At 62.5% G+C, this 17325-nt stretch carries 12 protein-coding genes; 11 read left to right on the forward strand and 1 reads right to left on the reverse strand.

The features are described from left to right. Nucleotides 1-70: 70 nt before the first annotated feature. The 3 genes from ACQ4WQ_RS06090 (at nt 71) to ACQ4WQ_RS06100 (ending at nt 4861) form a co-directional block, all read left to right on the forward strand. Nucleotides 71-1624 (forward strand): MBOAT family O-acyltransferase, encoded by a 1554-nt coding sequence (locus ACQ4WQ_RS06090; RefSeq protein WP_436495369.1) that lies wholly within the window; start codon nt 71-73, stop codon nt 1622-1624. A 96-nt stretch (nt 1625-1720) separates the two neighbouring features. After that, the gene (locus tag ACQ4WQ_RS06095) at nt 1721-2872 is read left to right on the forward strand and encodes a hypothetical protein (RefSeq protein WP_436495371.1); all 1152 of its coding nucleotides are present in this window, start codon (nt 1721-1723) and stop codon (nt 2870-2872) included. Between the two features lie 93 nt (nt 2873-2965). Beyond that, a complete protein-coding gene (locus ACQ4WQ_RS06100; protein ID WP_436495373.1) occupies nt 2966-4861 on the forward strand; it encodes a propionate--CoA ligase in 1896 nt (631 codons plus the stop codon). A gap of 35 nt (nt 4862-4896) precedes the next feature. On the opposite strand, the gene ACQ4WQ_RS06105 is transcribed toward ACQ4WQ_RS06100, so the two are convergent. Then, a complete protein-coding gene (locus ACQ4WQ_RS06105; protein ID WP_326456951.1) occupies nt 4897-5610 on the reverse strand; it encodes a S24 family peptidase in 714 nt (237 codons plus the stop codon). Nucleotides 5611-5759: 149 nt separating this feature from the next. Here ACQ4WQ_RS06105 and ACQ4WQ_RS06110 point away from each other — a divergent pair, with 149 nt between their 5' ends. The 8 genes from ACQ4WQ_RS06110 to ACQ4WQ_RS06145 all read left to right on the forward strand — a co-directional run bounded on the left by ACQ4WQ_RS06110 (nt 5760) and on the right by ACQ4WQ_RS06145 (nt 17322). Beyond that, a complete protein-coding gene (locus ACQ4WQ_RS06110; RefSeq protein ID WP_326456950.1) occupies nt 5760-6173 on the forward strand; it encodes a FeoC-like transcriptional regulator in 414 nt (137 codons plus the stop codon). 25 nt (nt 6174-6198) lie between these two features. Then, nucleotides 6199-6741 (forward strand): DnaJ-like cysteine-rich domain-containing protein, encoded by a 543-nt coding sequence (locus tag ACQ4WQ_RS06115; RefSeq protein WP_070280380.1) that lies wholly within the window; start codon nt 6199-6201, stop codon nt 6739-6741. Nucleotides 6742-7109: 368 nt separating this feature from the next. Further along, nucleotides 7110-8315: a phage tail tube protein gene (locus tag ACQ4WQ_RS06120; RefSeq protein WP_326456949.1), complete on the forward strand. Its 1206-nt coding sequence runs from the start codon at nt 7110-7112 to the stop codon at nt 8313-8315. Nucleotides 8316-8342: 27 nt separating this feature from the next. Beyond that, nucleotides 8343-8843, forward strand: a complete 501-nt coding sequence (locus ACQ4WQ_RS06125; protein WP_436495376.1) for a hypothetical protein — start codon at nt 8343-8345, stop codon at nt 8841-8843. 8 nt (nt 8844-8851) lie between these two features. After that, a complete protein-coding gene (locus tag ACQ4WQ_RS06130; protein WP_436495378.1) occupies nt 8852-9187 on the forward strand; it encodes a phage tail assembly chaperone in 336 nt (111 codons plus the stop codon). A gap of 115 nt (nt 9188-9302) precedes the next feature. Continuing rightward, entirely contained in the window at nt 9303-13868 is a 4566-nt protein-coding gene (locus ACQ4WQ_RS06135; protein ID WP_436495380.1) for a tape measure protein, read from the forward strand. Further along, nucleotides 13865-15334 carry a hypothetical protein gene (locus ACQ4WQ_RS06140; protein ID WP_436495382.1) on the forward strand — a complete coding sequence of 490 codons (1470 nt, stop codon included), beginning with the start codon at nt 13865-13867 and terminating at the stop codon, nt 15332-15334. Before ACQ4WQ_RS06135 ends, ACQ4WQ_RS06140 begins: the two co-directional genes overlap by 4 nt. Continuing rightward, complete coding sequence (locus ACQ4WQ_RS06145; RefSeq protein ID WP_436495384.1) at nt 15331-17322, forward strand: hypothetical protein; 1992 nt, start codon at nt 15331-15333, stop codon at nt 17320-17322. The genes ACQ4WQ_RS06140 and ACQ4WQ_RS06145 overlap by 4 nt, the downstream gene beginning before the upstream one ends. Nucleotides 17323-17325: the final 3 nt, after the last annotated feature.

Genomic DNA, 17325 nt, shown 5'->3' on the forward strand with positions numbered 1-17325 from the left:
AAATGGGGGAGCGTCAGCCGCGATGCGCATGCGGTGGCGGCCTCCCATGCTTCCTGACTGGTGAACCCCGATGCTATTTAACTCCTACGTCTTCCTGTTTGCCTATCTGCCCATCACGGTGGCCGGATTTTTCATCCTGGGACGGCGCAGCCAGTTATGGGCCGCCGCCTGGCTGGCCGGCGCCTCGCTGTTTTTCTATGGCTGGTGGGATTACCGCTACCTGCCGCTGCTGCTCGGCTCCGTCGTCTTCAACTACACGTGCGCGGGTCGGCTGGGGCCTGGGCGTATCCGCCACCGCAAGGGCCTGTTGATCGCGGCCATCGCCGCCAATCTGGCCCTGCTTGCGTACTACAAGTATGCGGGTTTCTTTGTTGCCAGCCTGTCGCAATTGTTGGCGCAGCCGCTGCCCGTCCTGCATGTGGTGCTGCCCATCGGGATTTCGTTTTTCACGTTTACCCAGATCGCCTTCCTGGTCGACACCTACCAGGGCAAGGCGCAGGAAAGCCGCTTTGTCCACTACCTGCTGTTCGTCACGTATTTTCCGCACCTGATCGCCGGCCCCGTATTGCACCACAAGGAAATGATGCCGCAGTTTGCCGACAAGCGGATTTTCCGCCTGTCGGCCAGGAATGTGGCCATCGGCGCGACCATTTTCATCATCGGGTTGGCGAAGAAAGTGCTGGTCGCCGATAACATCGGCCCGTATGCGGCGCCGCTGTTCAGCGATCCGGCCGCGCCATCGCTGCTGGTCGCCTGGGGCGGGGTACTGGCGTACGCGTTCCAGTTGTATTTCGATTTCTCCGGCTATTCCGACATGGCCATCGGCTTGTCGCGCCTGTTCGGCGTGCGCCTGCCTTTGAACTTCGATTCGCCCTATAAAGCGCGCAATATCGCGCAATTCTGGCGCCGCTGGCACATGACCTTGTCGCGCTTCCTGCGCGATTACCTGTATATCCCGCTGGGCGGCAACCGCTACGGGCCCGTGCGGCGCTACCTGAATCTGATGATCACCATGGTGCTGGGCGGCCTGTGGCATGGCGCCGGGTGGAATTTCATCGTATGGGGGGCGCTGCATGGCGCTTACCTGGGCGTCCACAAGGGCTGGAGCGGGCTAGCTCGGCGCTTGCATCTGCCGCTCGACAATCGGGCGTGGAAGATCACCGCTATTTTCATCACCTTTGCCGCCGTTTGCGTTGCCTGGGTCTTTTTCCGTGCACCGGACATGGCGACGTCATGGTCGATACTGCAGGGCATGGCCGGCGGTAACGGCATTGCCATCCCCGACGCGCTGGCCAGCCGCGTGCCATCGCTGCAGCGCTTGCTGGAGACGATGGGCGTGACGTTTTACCTGGGTGAAGGTGTCCAGTTCGTCAAGACCTGGACGTGGATAAGCATAGCGGCGCTGCTCGCCTTCGCCTTTCCGAACACGCAGCAGATCATGCGCCGCTGCGCACCGGCACTGGATTTTCAGCGTGCCCGCATTGCAGGTGCGGCAGGCCTGAACATGACGCGCCTGCTGACGTGGCGCGCTTCGACCGCATGGGCCGCAGCCATCGCGTTGCTGGCGTTGGCGAGCATCCTCGGTCTGAACCGGCCCGCCGATTTCTTGTATTTCCAGTTCTGACGGAGAGCGCTGAAAATGACCCGACTATCTTATGGCCGTTATCTGTCCATCCTCACGCTGGTGCTGCTGTCCTGCGCATGCCTGCTATGCGTCATTGTGTACATCGTCGATCCATACAGCTTGTATGGCGTGGCCAGGCGCGAAAACTTCAATGCCGTCAAGCCTGGCCTGGAGCGCTACCAGAGCCAGATCAAGCACGAACACGCGCTGCGGCTGCAGCCGCGGTTCATCATCCTGGGCAACTCGCGCGCGGAGATCGGTTTCGATCCGCATACCGCTGCATTTAGCGCGATGCAGGGTGCTGGCTACAATATGGGAATTCCCGGCACTGGGATGGCCACGGCCATCAGTCAGTTCAAGCAACTGACACAGGCAGGTATCAAGCCCGGAGTGGTGATCGTGGGCCTTGAATTTCTCGACTTCCTGACCCCGGCAGTCGCGCCGTCGGCACCTGCGGAAGCAGAAGCGCCGCGCGCCCATGCTCCGGGATTCTGGCGTTTTGACACCTTGTTTTCGCTGGCCTCGGTCAAGGACGCCGTGAAGACCCCGCTCATCCAGCATGACAGGGCAGCATTCATCATGGCGCCCGATGGCCACAATCCCGCGCAGGAGCTTGGGGCGCAAGCGGCCCGCGATGGCTATTACAAGGTATTCAAGCATCGGGCGCAGAAAAGCACCGCTCGATTTGTCAAAATGTCGAAGACCGATTTTGCCGACGGCGATTTTCAATCGCTGCACGACTTCTTGCTGGCGATGTCCGCCACGCAAGCTGATATCAAGCTGGTGATCTATCCCTATCACGCGCAGATGCTCACCTTGTTCGAAGAAGCAGGCCTGTGGCCCCTGTTCGAGCAGTGGAAACAGCAGGTCGTGCAGCAAGTGGCGGCAGTGAAAAAGGAGAATCCGTCGGCCAGCATCAGCGTGACCGATTTCAGCGGTTTCGGCCGCTACAACTGCGAGCCGATACCCACTCAACAACAGCGCCAAGCCAGCACACGCTGGTACTGGGAAGCAGGACATTTCAAGAAGGCGCTGGGCGATGTCGTCATGCAGCGCGTCATGACGCAAAAGGGGGGCGCGCCGGACGATGGCCAGTTCGGCATGCCGCTGACCGGCGCCACCCTGGCGGCGAATCGCGACAGGATCGCCGCCGAGCGCCGCGCCTGCGTGGCGGCGCAGCCGGAGATGTTCGAGTTCTCGAAAAAACTGTTTGAAAAATCGTTGGAGGATGCACGCATACGCAGATAAACGACAGAAATACGCAGGCAGATGCTCTACACATAAAGTGGCCAGACCCGTTCGCCCAGGCCCGATACAGATTGCACGCATACCGGAGGAGACATGAATTTCGCAGCATTTTATCAACGTTCGATCGACACGCCTGACGCTTTCTGGCGCGAGGAAGCGGACAAGATCGACTGGAACACCCCGTTTTCGCAAGTGCTCGATTATTCCCGCCCGCCGTTCGCCAAATGGTTCGTCGGCGGGACCACGAATTTGTGCCACAACGCCGTCGACCGCTGGGTGGACAGCCAGGGTGATGCCGCCGCGCTGATCGCCATTTCCACCGAAACGAACACGGAGCGCAGCTACAGCTTTCGCGAGCTGCAGCGCGAAGTAGAGCGCTGCGCCGCCATGCTGCTGTCGCTGGGCGTGGTCGAGGGCGACCGCGTATTGATCTACATGCCGATGATCGCCGAGGCGGCGTTTGCCATGCTCGCGTGCGCCCGCATCGGCGCCGTGCATTCCGTGGTGTTCGGCGGCTTTGCCGCCAACAGCCTAGCCAGCCGCATCGACGATGCGCAACCCAAGCTGGTATTCTCCGCCGATGCCGGTTCGCGCAATGGCAAGGCGATTGCCTACAAGCCGCTGCTCGACGAAGCCATCCGCATCGCCGCGCACAAGCCGCAGCACGTGCTGCTGGTCGACCGCCAACTGGTGCCGATGGAACTGGCGCCGGGCCGCGACGTCGATTATGCGGCGCTGCGCGAGCGGCACATCGACGCGCGGGTACCCGTCGCCTGGCTCGAATCGAACGCGCCGTCGTACGTGCTGTACACCTCGGGCACGACGGGTAAACCGAAGGGCGTGCAGCGCGACGTGGGCGGCTATGCGGTGGCGCTGGCGTCGTCGATGCAGTACAACTTCTGCGGCAAGCCCGGCGAAACCTTCTTTGCCACCTCGGATATCGGCTGGGTGGTGGGACACTCCTACATCGTGTACGGCCCGCTGATCGCCGGCATGGCCACCATCCTGTACGAAGGCTTGCCCATCTGTCCCGATGCGGGCATCTGGTGGAGCATCGTTGAAAAATACAAGGTCACGCGCATGTTCTCGGCGCCGACGGCCATCCGCGTGCTGCGCAAGCACCCGGTGGAACTGATGCGCAAATATGACTTGTCTTCCTTGAAAGCGCTGTACCTGGCGGGCGAGCCGCTCGATGAAACGACGTCGCAGTGGATCGCCGACGAACTGAAGGTGGACATCATCGACAACTACTGGCAGACGGAGACGGGCTGGCCCATTCTCTCGGTGGCCAAGGGTATCGCCGACACGCCGACGCGCCTGGGCAGCCCGGGCCTGGCCATGTACGGCTACCAGGTCAGGCTGCTCAACGAGGCGACGGGCGAGGAGTGCGGTGCCAACGAGAAGGGCGTGCTGGTGCTGGAAGGCCCGCTGCCGCCCGGCTGCATGCAGACGGTGTACGGCGACGACGCGCGTTTCGTCGACACCTACTGGTCCACCTTCAGCGGGCGGCAAGTGTATTCCACGTTCGACTGGGGCGTGCGCGACGCGGATGGCTATTATTTTATTTTGGGCCGCACCGACGACGTGATCAACGTGGCCGGCCACCGCCTGGGCACGCGCGAAATCGAGGAAAGCATCACCAGCCATCCGAACGTGTCGGAAGTGGCCGTGGTGGGCGTGGAAGACAAGCTCAAAGGTCAGGTGGCGATGGCTTTCGTGATCCTCAAGGACCCGCGGGGTTTTGACAGCATTGAGGCGAAAACGGCGCTGGAACGCGAAGTGATGGCCGTCGTCGACCGCCAGCTGGGCGCCGTGGCGCGGCCCGCGCGCGTGCTGTTCGTGGCGCAGCTGCCGAAGACGCGCTCGGGCAAGCTGCTGCGCCGTTCGATCCAGGCCATCTGCGAAGGACGCAGTCCGGGCGACCTGACGTCGATGGACGATCCGGCATCGCTGCAGCAGATCCAGGCAGCATTGGCGTCAGCGCCATGACGGGAACGAAGTTTATCAATCGATAAACTTCATTTTCAAATGCGGTCGCTTTCCTTGCGTACGACCCTGCCCACGATCAGGCATTCATTGCCGCGGCACAGCTTGCGGTGATATTTGCGCTGGTCGGGGTTGTCCGAGGTCAGCCACCATTCGCCGATATCGCGCGCCATGCGCTTGACCACCGGCTCGCCTTCGTAATTGATGGCAAACACAATGCCGTCGGCCGGCCGGTTGTCGGCCGTATTGATGATCACCACGTCGTCCTCGTACAGGGCCGGCTCCATGCTCTCGCCCTTGACCTTGATCGCCACCAGTTTTTCAGGGTGGTAGCCATTGCGCTCGACCCAGCTGCGCGGCACGCTGATGGTGCTGCCGTCGTGCGTTTCCGGCTCGATGGCAAAGCCCGTGATGCCGGCCGACAGGCGCAGTTTTACCTTGCGGATCGGGTAGAAACGTTCATCCTCGCCATCTTCCACGACCACGGGCCGTACGCCGGCCAGTGCGCGCGCGGCCATGGCCGCCTGGTCGGGTGCCGCGCCCTGGTCGAAGTACATGCTGCCCAGCTGCAGGTCCGCTTCCAGCTTGCGCGCGATCTTTTCGCTGAAGGCGCGTCCCTCGCGGTAGGTGGGCGAGAGGATTTGCGAGATGCGCGCCTCGCTCCAGCCGCTGACGTCGGAAATTTTCTTGCGCGTGTTGTCGTAGTGCTCGCGGATCAGGGCCAGCAGGCGGTCGCGTCTGTATTGATACATATCCATCTCCACATTAAACCTGAAATTTACCGTTTGATAAATTACCAAATGCTTGACTTTAACATTATCGATTGATAAAGTCTACTTGTTGCCTGTCGCAAACGTACTACAGCGTTTGCCGGTTGGCGACACCACGGGAGGTCAGGCAGATGTTGAACAGCAGTCAGTCGGTTGAAAGCAGGGCGGTGCCGCGGCAGGGGCGCCAGTTACAGGGACGCAGCAAGAAGTCGCAGCTGCATATCGCCCGCATCGCGCAGTACATTCGCGAGCAGGGCCAGGCCAGCGCGGCGCAGTTGTCCGCCTTGCTGGGACTCGATGCGGGCACCATGAGCCGCTATCTGCGCCACATGTGCGGCATGGGACAGATCCACCTGGCGCAGCGCCATTGCACGGAGCCGGGACGCCAGCGGCCCGCCCTGTACGCGCTGGGCGAGCAGGACGACGAGGTCGACGGTTGGGCCGAACTGCCGCCGCAGGTGCGCCGCACGGCCAGCTGGCCACGCGGTGCGGCGCGCCGCGATCCGCTGGTGGCGGCCCTGTTCGGGCCGGCGCAGGACAACTAAGACAAGTATCAACGAGGAGAAAATCATGGGGTTTGCAGAAAAATTCATCGCATCGCTGTCGTCGCAGAACCTGCGCGACGATGCCGTCCACCACGACCTGGACGTGATCGCGGCGGCCGCGCTGGCCGGCGACATGGGCGCCTTGCTGTGCCGCGTCAAATACGCGGACGGCACCATCAGCCGCCTGTTCGAGGGCAATGCCGGCAACCTGGCGCAGCTGCTGCGCGCCTGGACGGCGGCCGTGACGCAGAAGGGCCGCGCGCGGCGCTGGGTCAAGGCGCAGACGGCCTGGGATGCGCAGGCCGCCAATACCCTGTACCGCCGCGTGGCCGAAGCGTCGCTCGCGCATTGGCTCGACAGCAAATGCAAGGTTTGCCACGGTACGGGCGTCGTCGCCGCCATGCAGGCGGGCGCACCGGTCGTCTGCAAGGCGTGCCACGGTGCCGGCGAAGCGGCCATCAGCTGCTCCGGCGGCTTCGAGCTCGAACGCATCAAGGATATGGTCAGCGAGCTGGAAGGTATCTTCCAGTCGCACGGGGCCCGCGCCATGCGCCGCCTGGGTCACTGAAAAGTTTTTTGCAATATGCCTGGCGCTGAAAAAAACGCCCCTACAATAGAGTTTCGATCACGCAGCAACAGCAACACCGCAACACCGCAACACCGCAACACCGCAACACCGCAACACCGCAACACCGCAGGACCACATGCTTCTCCACTCGTAATAGACGCGTCTCTGGCGCGACACCGATAGGGGAAATCAGCGCAGCGAACGGCCTTCATGGCTCCTTCGCCCATCTTTCGTCCGGCACGGCCCCGTGCCATCCGGACGCCAGCCCGCCGCCTCACCGCGCGCGGGCTTTTTCGTTTCATCTCCCATTTTCCAGTTTTTTCCACAAGGCCGCTCCGGCGGTTTTCATCCCACGAAAGGTATTACTTATGGCATCGACAGCAAACGGCATCGACAGCTTGATCGTTATCAGCAAACAAAGCGCCGAAGGCAGCAAGGCCGCCGCCGGCGGCGGCCAGATTTATCCCCGCGTCACGGCCACCTTCGACACGGAAGCGGACAAATATGCGAGCGCCGAAATCGACGCCAGCCAGCAGCAGGGCGATACCCGCCTGGGCAATTTCCGCACCACGGGCGCCATCAAGGCCGAAGCGGCGTGCGGCACCTATGCGCCGCTGATGGCAGCGCTGCTGCGCCGCGACTTCACGGCCGGCGGCGTCGCTGCCGCGCAAACCACCATCGCTGCCGCCGCCTCCGGCCTGACGCGCAGCGCCGGTTCCTGGCTGGCGGAAGGTTTCCGCGCCGGCAGCGTGGTGCGCATCACCGGCATGACGGCGCCGGCCGCCGCCAACAACGCGAAGAACTTCTTCGTCACGTCGGTGACGGCGACCAACCTGAACGGCCAGTTCATGGACGGTTCCGCCATGATCGTCAAGGCGGCCGGCGACTCGGTCGGCGTGGCGGCGGTGGGCAAGCGCAGCTTCACCCCCTTGAGCGGCCACACCACCGACTGGTTCACGGCCGAAGTGCAGGACCCGAAGATCGGCGTGCACCGCAGCTTCGTCGACCAGCTGGTCAGCAAGATGGATATCGCCGTGCAGCCGAACGGCATCACCAGCCTGGACTTCACGCTGATGGGCAAGGCGGAAGGCCCGACCACGGCCGTGCCGTACTTCCCCACGCCGCTGGCCGCGCCGGGCACCGGCAAGTTTTCGGGCGCCACGGCGATGCTGTCCGTGAACGGCATCCCGTCGCAGATCTGCACCGGCATGTCCGTCTCGCTCGACGGCCAGGTCAAGGTCGACCCGGTGATCGGTTCGAAGTACGCCACGGCCGCCTCGCGCGGCAAGGTCATGGGCTCGGGCCAGTTCACGGTGCTGCTGCAGGACACCACTTACCTCGACTACTTCAAGTCCGAGACGGAAATCCCGCTCGCCTACGCCATGGCATCGGGCACGGCGCCGGCAGCCGACGTGCTGGCGCTGGCCATGGGCCGCATCAAGATCACCTCGGCCAAGATCGACGACGGCGAGAAAAACAAGATCGTCACCTGCGCCTTCGACGTCCTGCGCTACAAGGGCGCCGATGCGCAGCATGAAGCGACCACCCTGACCATCCAGGACAGCGCGCTGTAAGCGACTAGCGTCTGTACCGGGGCCGCCTTGATGGCGGCCTTTTTACTTTTACCTCAATCAAGAAAGCAAATACATATGAACAACGCACAAATGATCGCCTCGGCTGGTTTTGATATTTCCCTGTTGAATGATGGCAACAAATCGGTGGATCAGGTGCACCTGGTGTCGGTGTTGTTTGACGAAGACGGGGCACACAAGGCGGGCTTTGACATCGTCAGCAAAAATTCCGACCAGTACCGTGCCGTGATTCGCGAAACGTCGGTGGTGGCGATCAAGCGCTCGGTGCAAAAAAGCAAGCAAATCGACGCGAAGACCGACGAAGGCGCCGCGGAACTGTATGACCTGGCGGAAAACCGCAACATGAAGATCGCCATCGCGGTGGTGGTGGGCATGCCTGGTTTCGTCGACAAGGGCGTCCCGGTACAGCCTTCCCCGGCTTTGCTGAAGGCGATTTTTGAAAAAATGCCGTCCTGGCAGGAAAAAGTGCTGGCCGCACTCGAGGCGGACGGCAATTTTTTGACGGTCTAGCCGCCGCCTTGCTGCTTTTTGCCGAGGAACAGTTCGAGCGTTCGGCAAAGGCGGCTGATGGTAATGCGAAAGGCGACCACCTGGATGCCGCCAAGCGCCATCCACTCTACCGGGAGCCGCAGGCTCTCGTTCGCGCGCAACTGCCGTTTGAACTGGCGCATGTGTGGCAGTTTTTCGTGCAGATGAGTCGCAAGCGGCAAAACGGCATGGCGGTCAATCCCTTGAGCAGCCTGGATATCCTGGCATGGCAACTGCGGCATCGTATCCGTTTGGCGGTTTGGGAAGAGGAGCTGGTCGATCAGCTTGACGCAGCGTATATCTCCCATCAAAACAGTTCGCCTTAGCCCTGGTTTTGCCCTGATTTTTACAGCAGAGGTGACACGGAAAACACAACAGCCGTCGTGAAGGTGGCCTCGATTGCACAGTCACCTTTGCGGTGGCTTTTTTTATGGGTAAATTATGACCGTTGAAATTGAAACATTACAGATACGCATCGATACGCTCAATGTGCGCATCGCGGCAGATGATCTGGAACGCATGCGCGAGGCCAGCGAGCGGGCTGCCAAGTCGACTTTCAAACTCGAAGATGTCACGAAAAAATACACGGAGATACTCTCCAACCTGGGTATTTCCAACAATATCGGCCAGATCGTCAAACTGTCAGATGAATATACCAAACTGACAGCGCAACTGCGCATGTCGACCAGCTCGACGCAGGAATATGGCGAGGCGTACGACAACGTCAAGCGCATTGCCGCCTCGGGGCAGACGGACCTTGCCGCCACGGCGGGTCTGTATGCCCAAATGAACGATGCGACCAAAAAACTGGGCATCAGCCAGACCGAAGTGGCCGGCATCACCGAGGCGCTCAATCTTGGCGTCAAGATTAGCGGCGCCTCGGCGGCCGATTCCGCTACCGCCTTCAAGGGGCTGTCCAATGCCTTCGCCGATGGCGCCCTGAGCAGCCAGCAATTTAACGATATCAGCCAAGCCGCCCCTGAAGTCATGGCAGCCATGGCCGCCGGCCTGGGCGTGTCGAAAGAAGCGCTCGCCGGGCTTGCCGGCGCTGGATTGATTACTGCCGACGTGATGGCCGTCGCACTGCCGAACGCGCTGGGCGAGTTGCGCAAGGAAGCTGTGCAGTTCGAAACCATCGGTGGCAGCTTTACCGTCTTGAGCAATAACGTGATGGAATTCACGGCGAGACAGGCGGAGTCTACCGGCGCCGTGCGCCTGATGACGAGCGGTCTCGAATTTTTGTCAAATAACCTGACTCTCGTCGTTGGCGTGCTCGAAACGCTGACCACCGCGAAATTTGGCACCTGGGCCGCCGGCGTCGTCGTGGCTACGTATAGCAAGGTCGCGGCTAACCGGGCCTTGCTTGCCTCCACTTTGGCGGCGGCGAATGCCGACGTGACGGCGACCGCCGCCACCTCGGCACTGGCGACCGCGCGTGTGGCTGAATTGCAAGCGACGATACGCGCCAGCCAGGCCGACGTGGCGCTGGCGTTGACCACCAATGGCTTGATCCCGGCCCAGGCCCGTGCTGCAGTTGCCGCCGAAGCCCATGCCGGAGCCTTGGTGGCGCAGACAGCGGCAATGCGTGCCGCGTCTGTTACCGCTGGCGTTTTGCGCGGTGCGTTGGCCTTCCTAGGCGGTCCGATCGGATTGATTGTCACGGTGCTGGGCTTGGGTGCAACCGCCTGGTCCATGTGGGGGAGTTCAGCGAAGGACAATGCGGAGAAAGCCGTAGAACCCATGCGCAAGAGTACCAAGGAAATCGTGGCTGAACTCGACAAGCAGATGGTCCAGCTTGCAAAGCGCAATGAGCTGGCAAAGCTGGGCGTGTCGGAGAAAGGACTGAATACCCCGGCTGGCGAGCGCATGCTGGAGATTTCGACGGAAATGGATGCCGTGCGCAATCGCACGGGAAAATACAAGTCCCTGGACAAGGCCGGGGTGGACAGCAACCTGGCAAGGCTGCAGGGCGAATTGGATATGGTGCAGGGCAAGCTCAAGCAGCTTGAGCAACAAGAAGCGCCCGGCAAACCGAAGAACGGGCCTGCTACCGGCATGCCGGCGCTTCCCGCTCCCCCCACGCCTTTTGAGTCCATGATGAATGAGATGCGCGGCAAGGCCCGCGACCTGAAGCGCGAAGCTGCCGGCTATGCCGAGATGAACGAGGCGCAAAAGTTCGATTATCAGTTGAAGGAACTCCTGGCGGATCGGACGAACAAAGTGACTGCGTCGCAGCAGGCGGGATTCGAGGTTGCGCGTAAGGTAATTCAGGCCCGCGTCGATGAGATCGAGGTGGGCAAGCAAGCCAAGGCTGTGACCGAGCAGACGCTGGCAGACGCGAAAGCGCTGTCCGAGACGCGGACGCAGGCCGTTGCCGATGCCGTCAAGGAAGCCGAGGCTGGCGAAAAGCTGGTGGCGGTGTATGGCATGAGCAAGACCGCCATCGCGCAGAATGAAATGGCGCTGTTGAAGGAGCAGCGCGCGGCGCTGGCAGTGGGCAAGGAAAACGCGGCCCAGATCGAGTATTTGAATGCATTGATCGATGCCAAGCAGCGCAGCATGACGGCGACGGAAGAACTGGCCGCCAAGGAAGCGTCTGCGGCGGCGGCCAAGAAGGCTTCCGATGACTGGGCCGCCAGCGCCAAGGACATCGAAAAGTCACTGACTGACGCGTTCATGAACGGCTTCGAAGGCGGCAAGAACCTGGCGACCATGTTCAAGGACAAGTTGAAGAACATGTTCAACAACCTCGTGCTGCAACCGATCATGTCGCCCATCGCGGCCGGCTTTGCCTCATTCCTGAATCCGGGCGCGGCGCAAGCGCAGGGCAGTGTGGCCAACGGCGGGGGCATCCAGTCGTTCCTGAGTTCGGCGAAGGGCATCTACGATTCACTATCCAGCGGACTTTCCGGTATTGGTACATCAGTGGCCAATGGCGTGCAGCGTGGCATGAGCATGCTGCAAGGCACTCCTTACACGGCCGGGGCCAATGGCGCATTCGCCACCGGTGCGGGTGCGGCGGCAAGCGTTGCCGCCGGCGTCATGGGCGGAGTATATGGCGGCAAGATGATTTCAGGGGAGTACGGCCGTAATGGCATCGTCAATGCTGGCACGGCGATCGGGGCTGTCGTTGGCAGCGTTTTCCCGGTGGTAGGTACTGCCGTGGGCGCGCTGGTGGGCGGCTTGCTGGGGGGAGCAGCGAACCGCCTGTTCGGCATGGGCGAAAAAAAGGTCAGCAGTGCCGGTATTTCCGGCAGCCTCGGTGCCGATGGCTTTACGGGTGAGAGTTATTCGAACTGGACCCAGAAGGGCGGCCTTTTCCGCAAGAATAAAAAAGGTACCGACCGCTCTGAAGTCGATGCCGAGCTGGCGGCCTCGCTTGGCGATACGTATGCGCAGATGAAGGCGGTGACGGGCGCTTTCGCCAGCACCTTGGGCGTCAACACGGATAGCCTGGCCACGCGCACGCAGTCGCTCAATATCGTCATGACCAAGGATGACGCCGCGAACCAGAAAGCCATTGCCGATTTCTTTACCGGCGTCGGCGATGCGATGGCAAAGGAACTGGTGCCATCGCTGTCGCAACTGAGCCAGAAGGGCGAATCGGCCAGCGCTGCGCTGCAGCGCCTGGCGGGCAACTACGCGGTTGTCGATGGCGTGCTGGCTACCCTGGGCAGCACATCGCAGCAGGCATTCGGCGCCGTTGGCGTGGCGTCCCTGGCGGCACGCGAGCAGCTGGTCAAGGCTGCCGGCGGCGTGGAAGCACTGGGCAATCGGACTGCATTCTTTGCCGAAAACTATCTGACCGAAGCCGAGCGTCTGGCGCCCGTGCAAAAACACGTGACGGAACAGATGGCGGCCCTGGGCTATGCCAGTGTGACTACGCGAGCGCAGTTCAAGGACACGGTATTGCAATTGGTCAATTCTGGCGCATTGGCTACCAAGACGGGGGCCGACCAGTATGCGGGCCTGATGGCATTGGCCGATGCGTTCGCGAAGACGCATGCGGCGACGGAAAGCCTGACCAGGTCGGAACAGAGTATTGCCGACGAGCGCAAGGGTATCCAGGAAAAGCTTGACCAGATGACGATGACTACGGCGCAATTGCGTGCCAGGGAGCGTACAGCGGTCGATGCCGCTAACCTGGCCTTGTATGACCAGTTGCAGGCGCGGCAGGATATTGCAACTGCCTATGAAACGGAGTCTTCGGCCCTCAAGTCCACCATCGAGCGTCTGAAATCGTTTGGCGACGGCATCCGCACCTTCAAGGATTCTCTGTTGCTGGGCAACCTGTCGACCTTGACGCCGATGCAGAAGATGGTAGAGGCGCAGCGTCAGTATGAAGAGACGCTGGCCAAGGCGAAGACGGGCGATGCGGCGGCGCAGTCGGCGCTGACAGGTACTGCCACCGCGTATTTGACGGCCAGCCAGGTCGTGAACGCTGCAAGCGCGAGCTATGCCGCCGATGCGGCCAGGGTCCAGTCCGAGCTGGCGGCGCTGGCGGCGATCACGGGCACGCAGTTGAATGATGCGCAAAAGCAGCTGACGGCACTCGATACGCAGGTGGGGCAGTTGATTAACCTGAACAAGACGGCGGTCGGTATCGAGCAAGCGGTCGCTGCGCTGGGTGCGGCGTTGCGGGCAGGCGGGCAGACCGATATCACGGGCGGCATGCGGTTTTCGCCTGCCGCCGGCATGTCTGTCGCCGCCTCTTTCGGAGAAGCCGCGGTGGAAGCACCAGCAGTCTTCGACCCCATGCGCTACTCGTCGGTGGCGAACGTCGGCTCCGAGGTGCTGGTGGCCGAAATCCGCGGCCTGCGCGAAGACAACCAGGCCATGCGTGTCGAACTGGAAGGCTTGCGCGCCGACCAGCGGGCGCAAACGGGCGCCACCATCCAGGCCACCTTTGAATCGAATGCCAACGCCGCCAGGACGGTGGTCGATGGCGTGGATAAATCGTCCCGGGCATCCGCCTGGGCCAATGCAGTGAAAGGAGAATACGCATGACCGATGCGCAATTTCAGGATTGGCTGCAAAGCCCGTCGGCCATCCGCATGGTGCTGATCGAGGCGCAGGTGAACGTGGCCGGCAGCGAGGTGACGCGGTATATCGCCTCGCGGCCCTACGTCACCGGGCCGGTTGAGGTGCCGGCGAATACCGCGTACCAGCCGCTGGCCAAGGGCGGCCTGGCTTTCACGGAGCAGGTCAGCCTGTCCGGCGAGGCGGGGCTGTCGGGCGGCGATATCGAACTCGATAACGCCGACGGGGCGCTCGATGGCTGGCTGGATGACGTCTGGATGAACCGGCCGATCAAGGCCTGGGCCGGCGATGCATCGTGGCCGCGCGCCGACTTCCGGCTGGTCTTCGACGGCATCATCGCCGACGTGGCCAGTGCGGGTCGCGAGTCGGTCAACCTGGTACTGCGCGACAAGCTGCAGCGCCTGAATACGCCAATTTCCGAAGCCAAGCTGGGTGGGGCGACGCCGAACAAGGACGCCATCCTGCCGATACCGTTTGGCGAGTGCCACAACGTGGCGCCCTTGCTGACCAATCCTGCCACCCTGGAATACGGTTTTCTCGGCGCGATCGAATCGACGTTCGAGGTGCGCACCAACGGCAAGCCGATCGCCGTGGCGCTCAATGACCAGGCGGGACGCTTCAACCTGACGACCGATCCGTTTTCCACCACGATCACGGCCAGCGTGCAGGGCGACAAGGGCGGCGGTTATGCGCCGCGCATCGCCCCGCTGGTGCAGCGCATCGCCACCGCCTACGGCAAGGCGGCCGACCGTTTTACCCCGGACGACCTGGACCTGGTCAACCTGGCCGCCTTCGATGCGGCCCACCCGCAGCCGGTGGGGCTGTATGTTGCGGACCGCACGAACCAGGCGCAGGCCATCCAGCAGCTGGCGGCCAGCGTGGGCGCCCAGGCGCTCATGTCGCGCACCGGCCAGCTGCGCCTGGTGCAGATTGCGCTGCCGGCCGCCGGCGTGCCGGTGGAGATCGGTCCGGAACAGATGCGCGAACGCTCGCTGCGTCCCGCGCAGCGCGTGCCCGTGACGGCGGCCGTGAAGATCGGCTTCGACCGCAACTGGACGCTGCAGGCAGGCCTGACGACGAGCATTCCGCCCGCGCATGCGGATTTGTACGCCACGGAATGGCTGACGGAGACGGTTGTCGATGAGGCGGTGCGCACACGCTATCGCCTGAGCGACGACCCGGTGCAGATCGATACCTGCCTGAAGACGCGGGCCGACGCCCGCGCGGAAGCGCAGCGGCGCCTGGCCCTGAACAAGGTGCCGCGCACCATTTATGAATTCGATGGAGAACCCGAGATGATGATGCTGGAACTGGGACAGCCCGTGCGGCTGCGCGCCGAACGCTTCGGCTTGCAGGATGGCGTGCCGGGCGTGGTGGTGATGCTGTCGCGCTTCTGGCTGACGGGCAGAGTGACGGTGGGGGTGCTCGTATGAGCGCCATAGTGGGGGAACGCGACAGGCTGCTGCAGGCGACGGCGGAGCGTTTCAGTACCGTTGCCGATGGCAAGGCGATCCTGATGGCCGCCAGCACGCCCGTGTTTCGCGTCAATAGCGCGGGCGAGGGTGCGCCTGGTTCGATCGCCATCACGGCCAAGCCCGTGAACGTGGTGGGCGATATCGTGTTTTCGGTATCGTCCGGCACGACCTTGCGGGTCAACGGCAACGTGGCCACGGTCGATTTTGCCAGCATGACGACCGACACGGCGCTGGTGCAGGCGCGCATCAGTGAGTTTGGCGTCGATTACATCGCCAATTACATGGTCAGCAAGGTCTTCGACGGCGCCGCTGGCGAGACGGGCCTGGCCGGTTTGAATACGGGCCAGGCTTTCGCCTACAAGCGCGCCGCTGCGGCACCTGGCGATTCTCCGGGCGACATTATCTTTACCTTCGCCACTGCCGCCATCACGACGCCGGCCGGCAACGACCTGGCCAATGGCTGGTCGAAGAATATCCCGGCCGGCACGGCGCCGTTGTACGTGCGCGTGGCCGCCGCCAGTTCGCGCAATGCGACGGATGGCATCGCCGCAGGCGAATGGACGGCGCCCGTACAGCTGGCGCAGAATGGCGCCGACGGCTTGAATGTGGCATCGGTGCGGATCTACCAGCGGGGCCCGAGCAGTATCGCGCCGGCACTGCCCAGCGCCACATGCACGTTCACGTTTGCCACGGGCGAGTTGGCGGGCCTGAACAACGGCTGGTCAAGCCAGGTGCCTGCAAACGGCGGCGCTTATCTGTTCACGTCCGGGGCGACGGCAGCCTCGCGCACTGCCGTCGACGATATCGCCCCTGGCGAGTGGGCTTCGGCGGCCCGTCTGGCTGCCGACGGCGAGACTACCTACACCTGGGTGAAATATGCCGCTTCCGCGGCAGGCGGGGGACTGTCGGATGCGCCGGCAGGCATGAGCTATATCGGTCTTGCGTATAACAAGCCCACGCCGGAAGAAAGCAATAATCCGGGCGACTACAGCTGGTCGCTGATCAAGGGCGCGGATGGCGTCAGCGGTACGCCGGGCGCGGATGGCAAAAGCACTTATACCTGGATCAAGTATGCGGATGCTGCCGATGGCACGGGAATGTACGACGTTCCCCGTGACAGCACCCTGTATCTGGGCCTGGCTGTCAACAAGACCAGCCTGGCGGCAAGCAGCAACAAGGCCGATTACGCCTGGTCGAAATTCCGGGGAGGGCAGGGCGTGCCGGGCGCGTCGGGCCAGCGCGGTACCGTCACCATCACCGCGCCGGGCTATTCCGCATGGTCCGATGCTTCTGCCGTGTACGAACTGGGACGCGCCGGCTATGGCGCGCCGATCAACCGCGACGTCGTGACCTTGTACGACGCCACGCATGCGGTGACAAAGTTCTTTGTGGACAATACCTGGCTGGATCTCGGCACCGTGTTGAACGGCAATCTGCTGGTGGAGGGCACGGTGGCGGCCAAGGCCTTGAACGTCACCAGCCTGGAAGCGGTCAATACGAAGACAGGCAGGCTGCTCGTGACCGGCACCATCAGTGACGCTGCTGGCAACTGGTCCGTCAATGCGGCGGGCCAGGCGGTGATGAAGGCGGTCACGATCTATGGCGCAAATGACAGCGTGATTCTTGCCGCAGGTGCCAGCGGCATCGATTACAGCAAGGTGATCGGCGCCAAGCCCCCGGCGAATGCGACAGCAGGCGCTACCTTTGGCGTGAATATCGGCGGACAGATGAGCCGGGCCAACATCGGCACATATATCCAGGGCGCGGCGATCGATCTGGCACTGATCAATACCGCCAGTATCAATTCCTTGTCGGCGATGTCAGCCGTCATCGGTACCTTGCGCAACGCTACCTGGGGAGCCCGCACGGAAATCTGGGACAACGTGATTAAGGTGTACGACAGCAACAACATGCTGCGCGTACAGATAGGAGACCTGACACGATGAGCA

The sequence above is a fragment of the Janthinobacterium goodfellowi genome, from assembly GCF_051380695.1.
GTDB lineage: Bacteria > Pseudomonadota > Gammaproteobacteria > Burkholderiales > Burkholderiaceae_D > Janthinobacterium.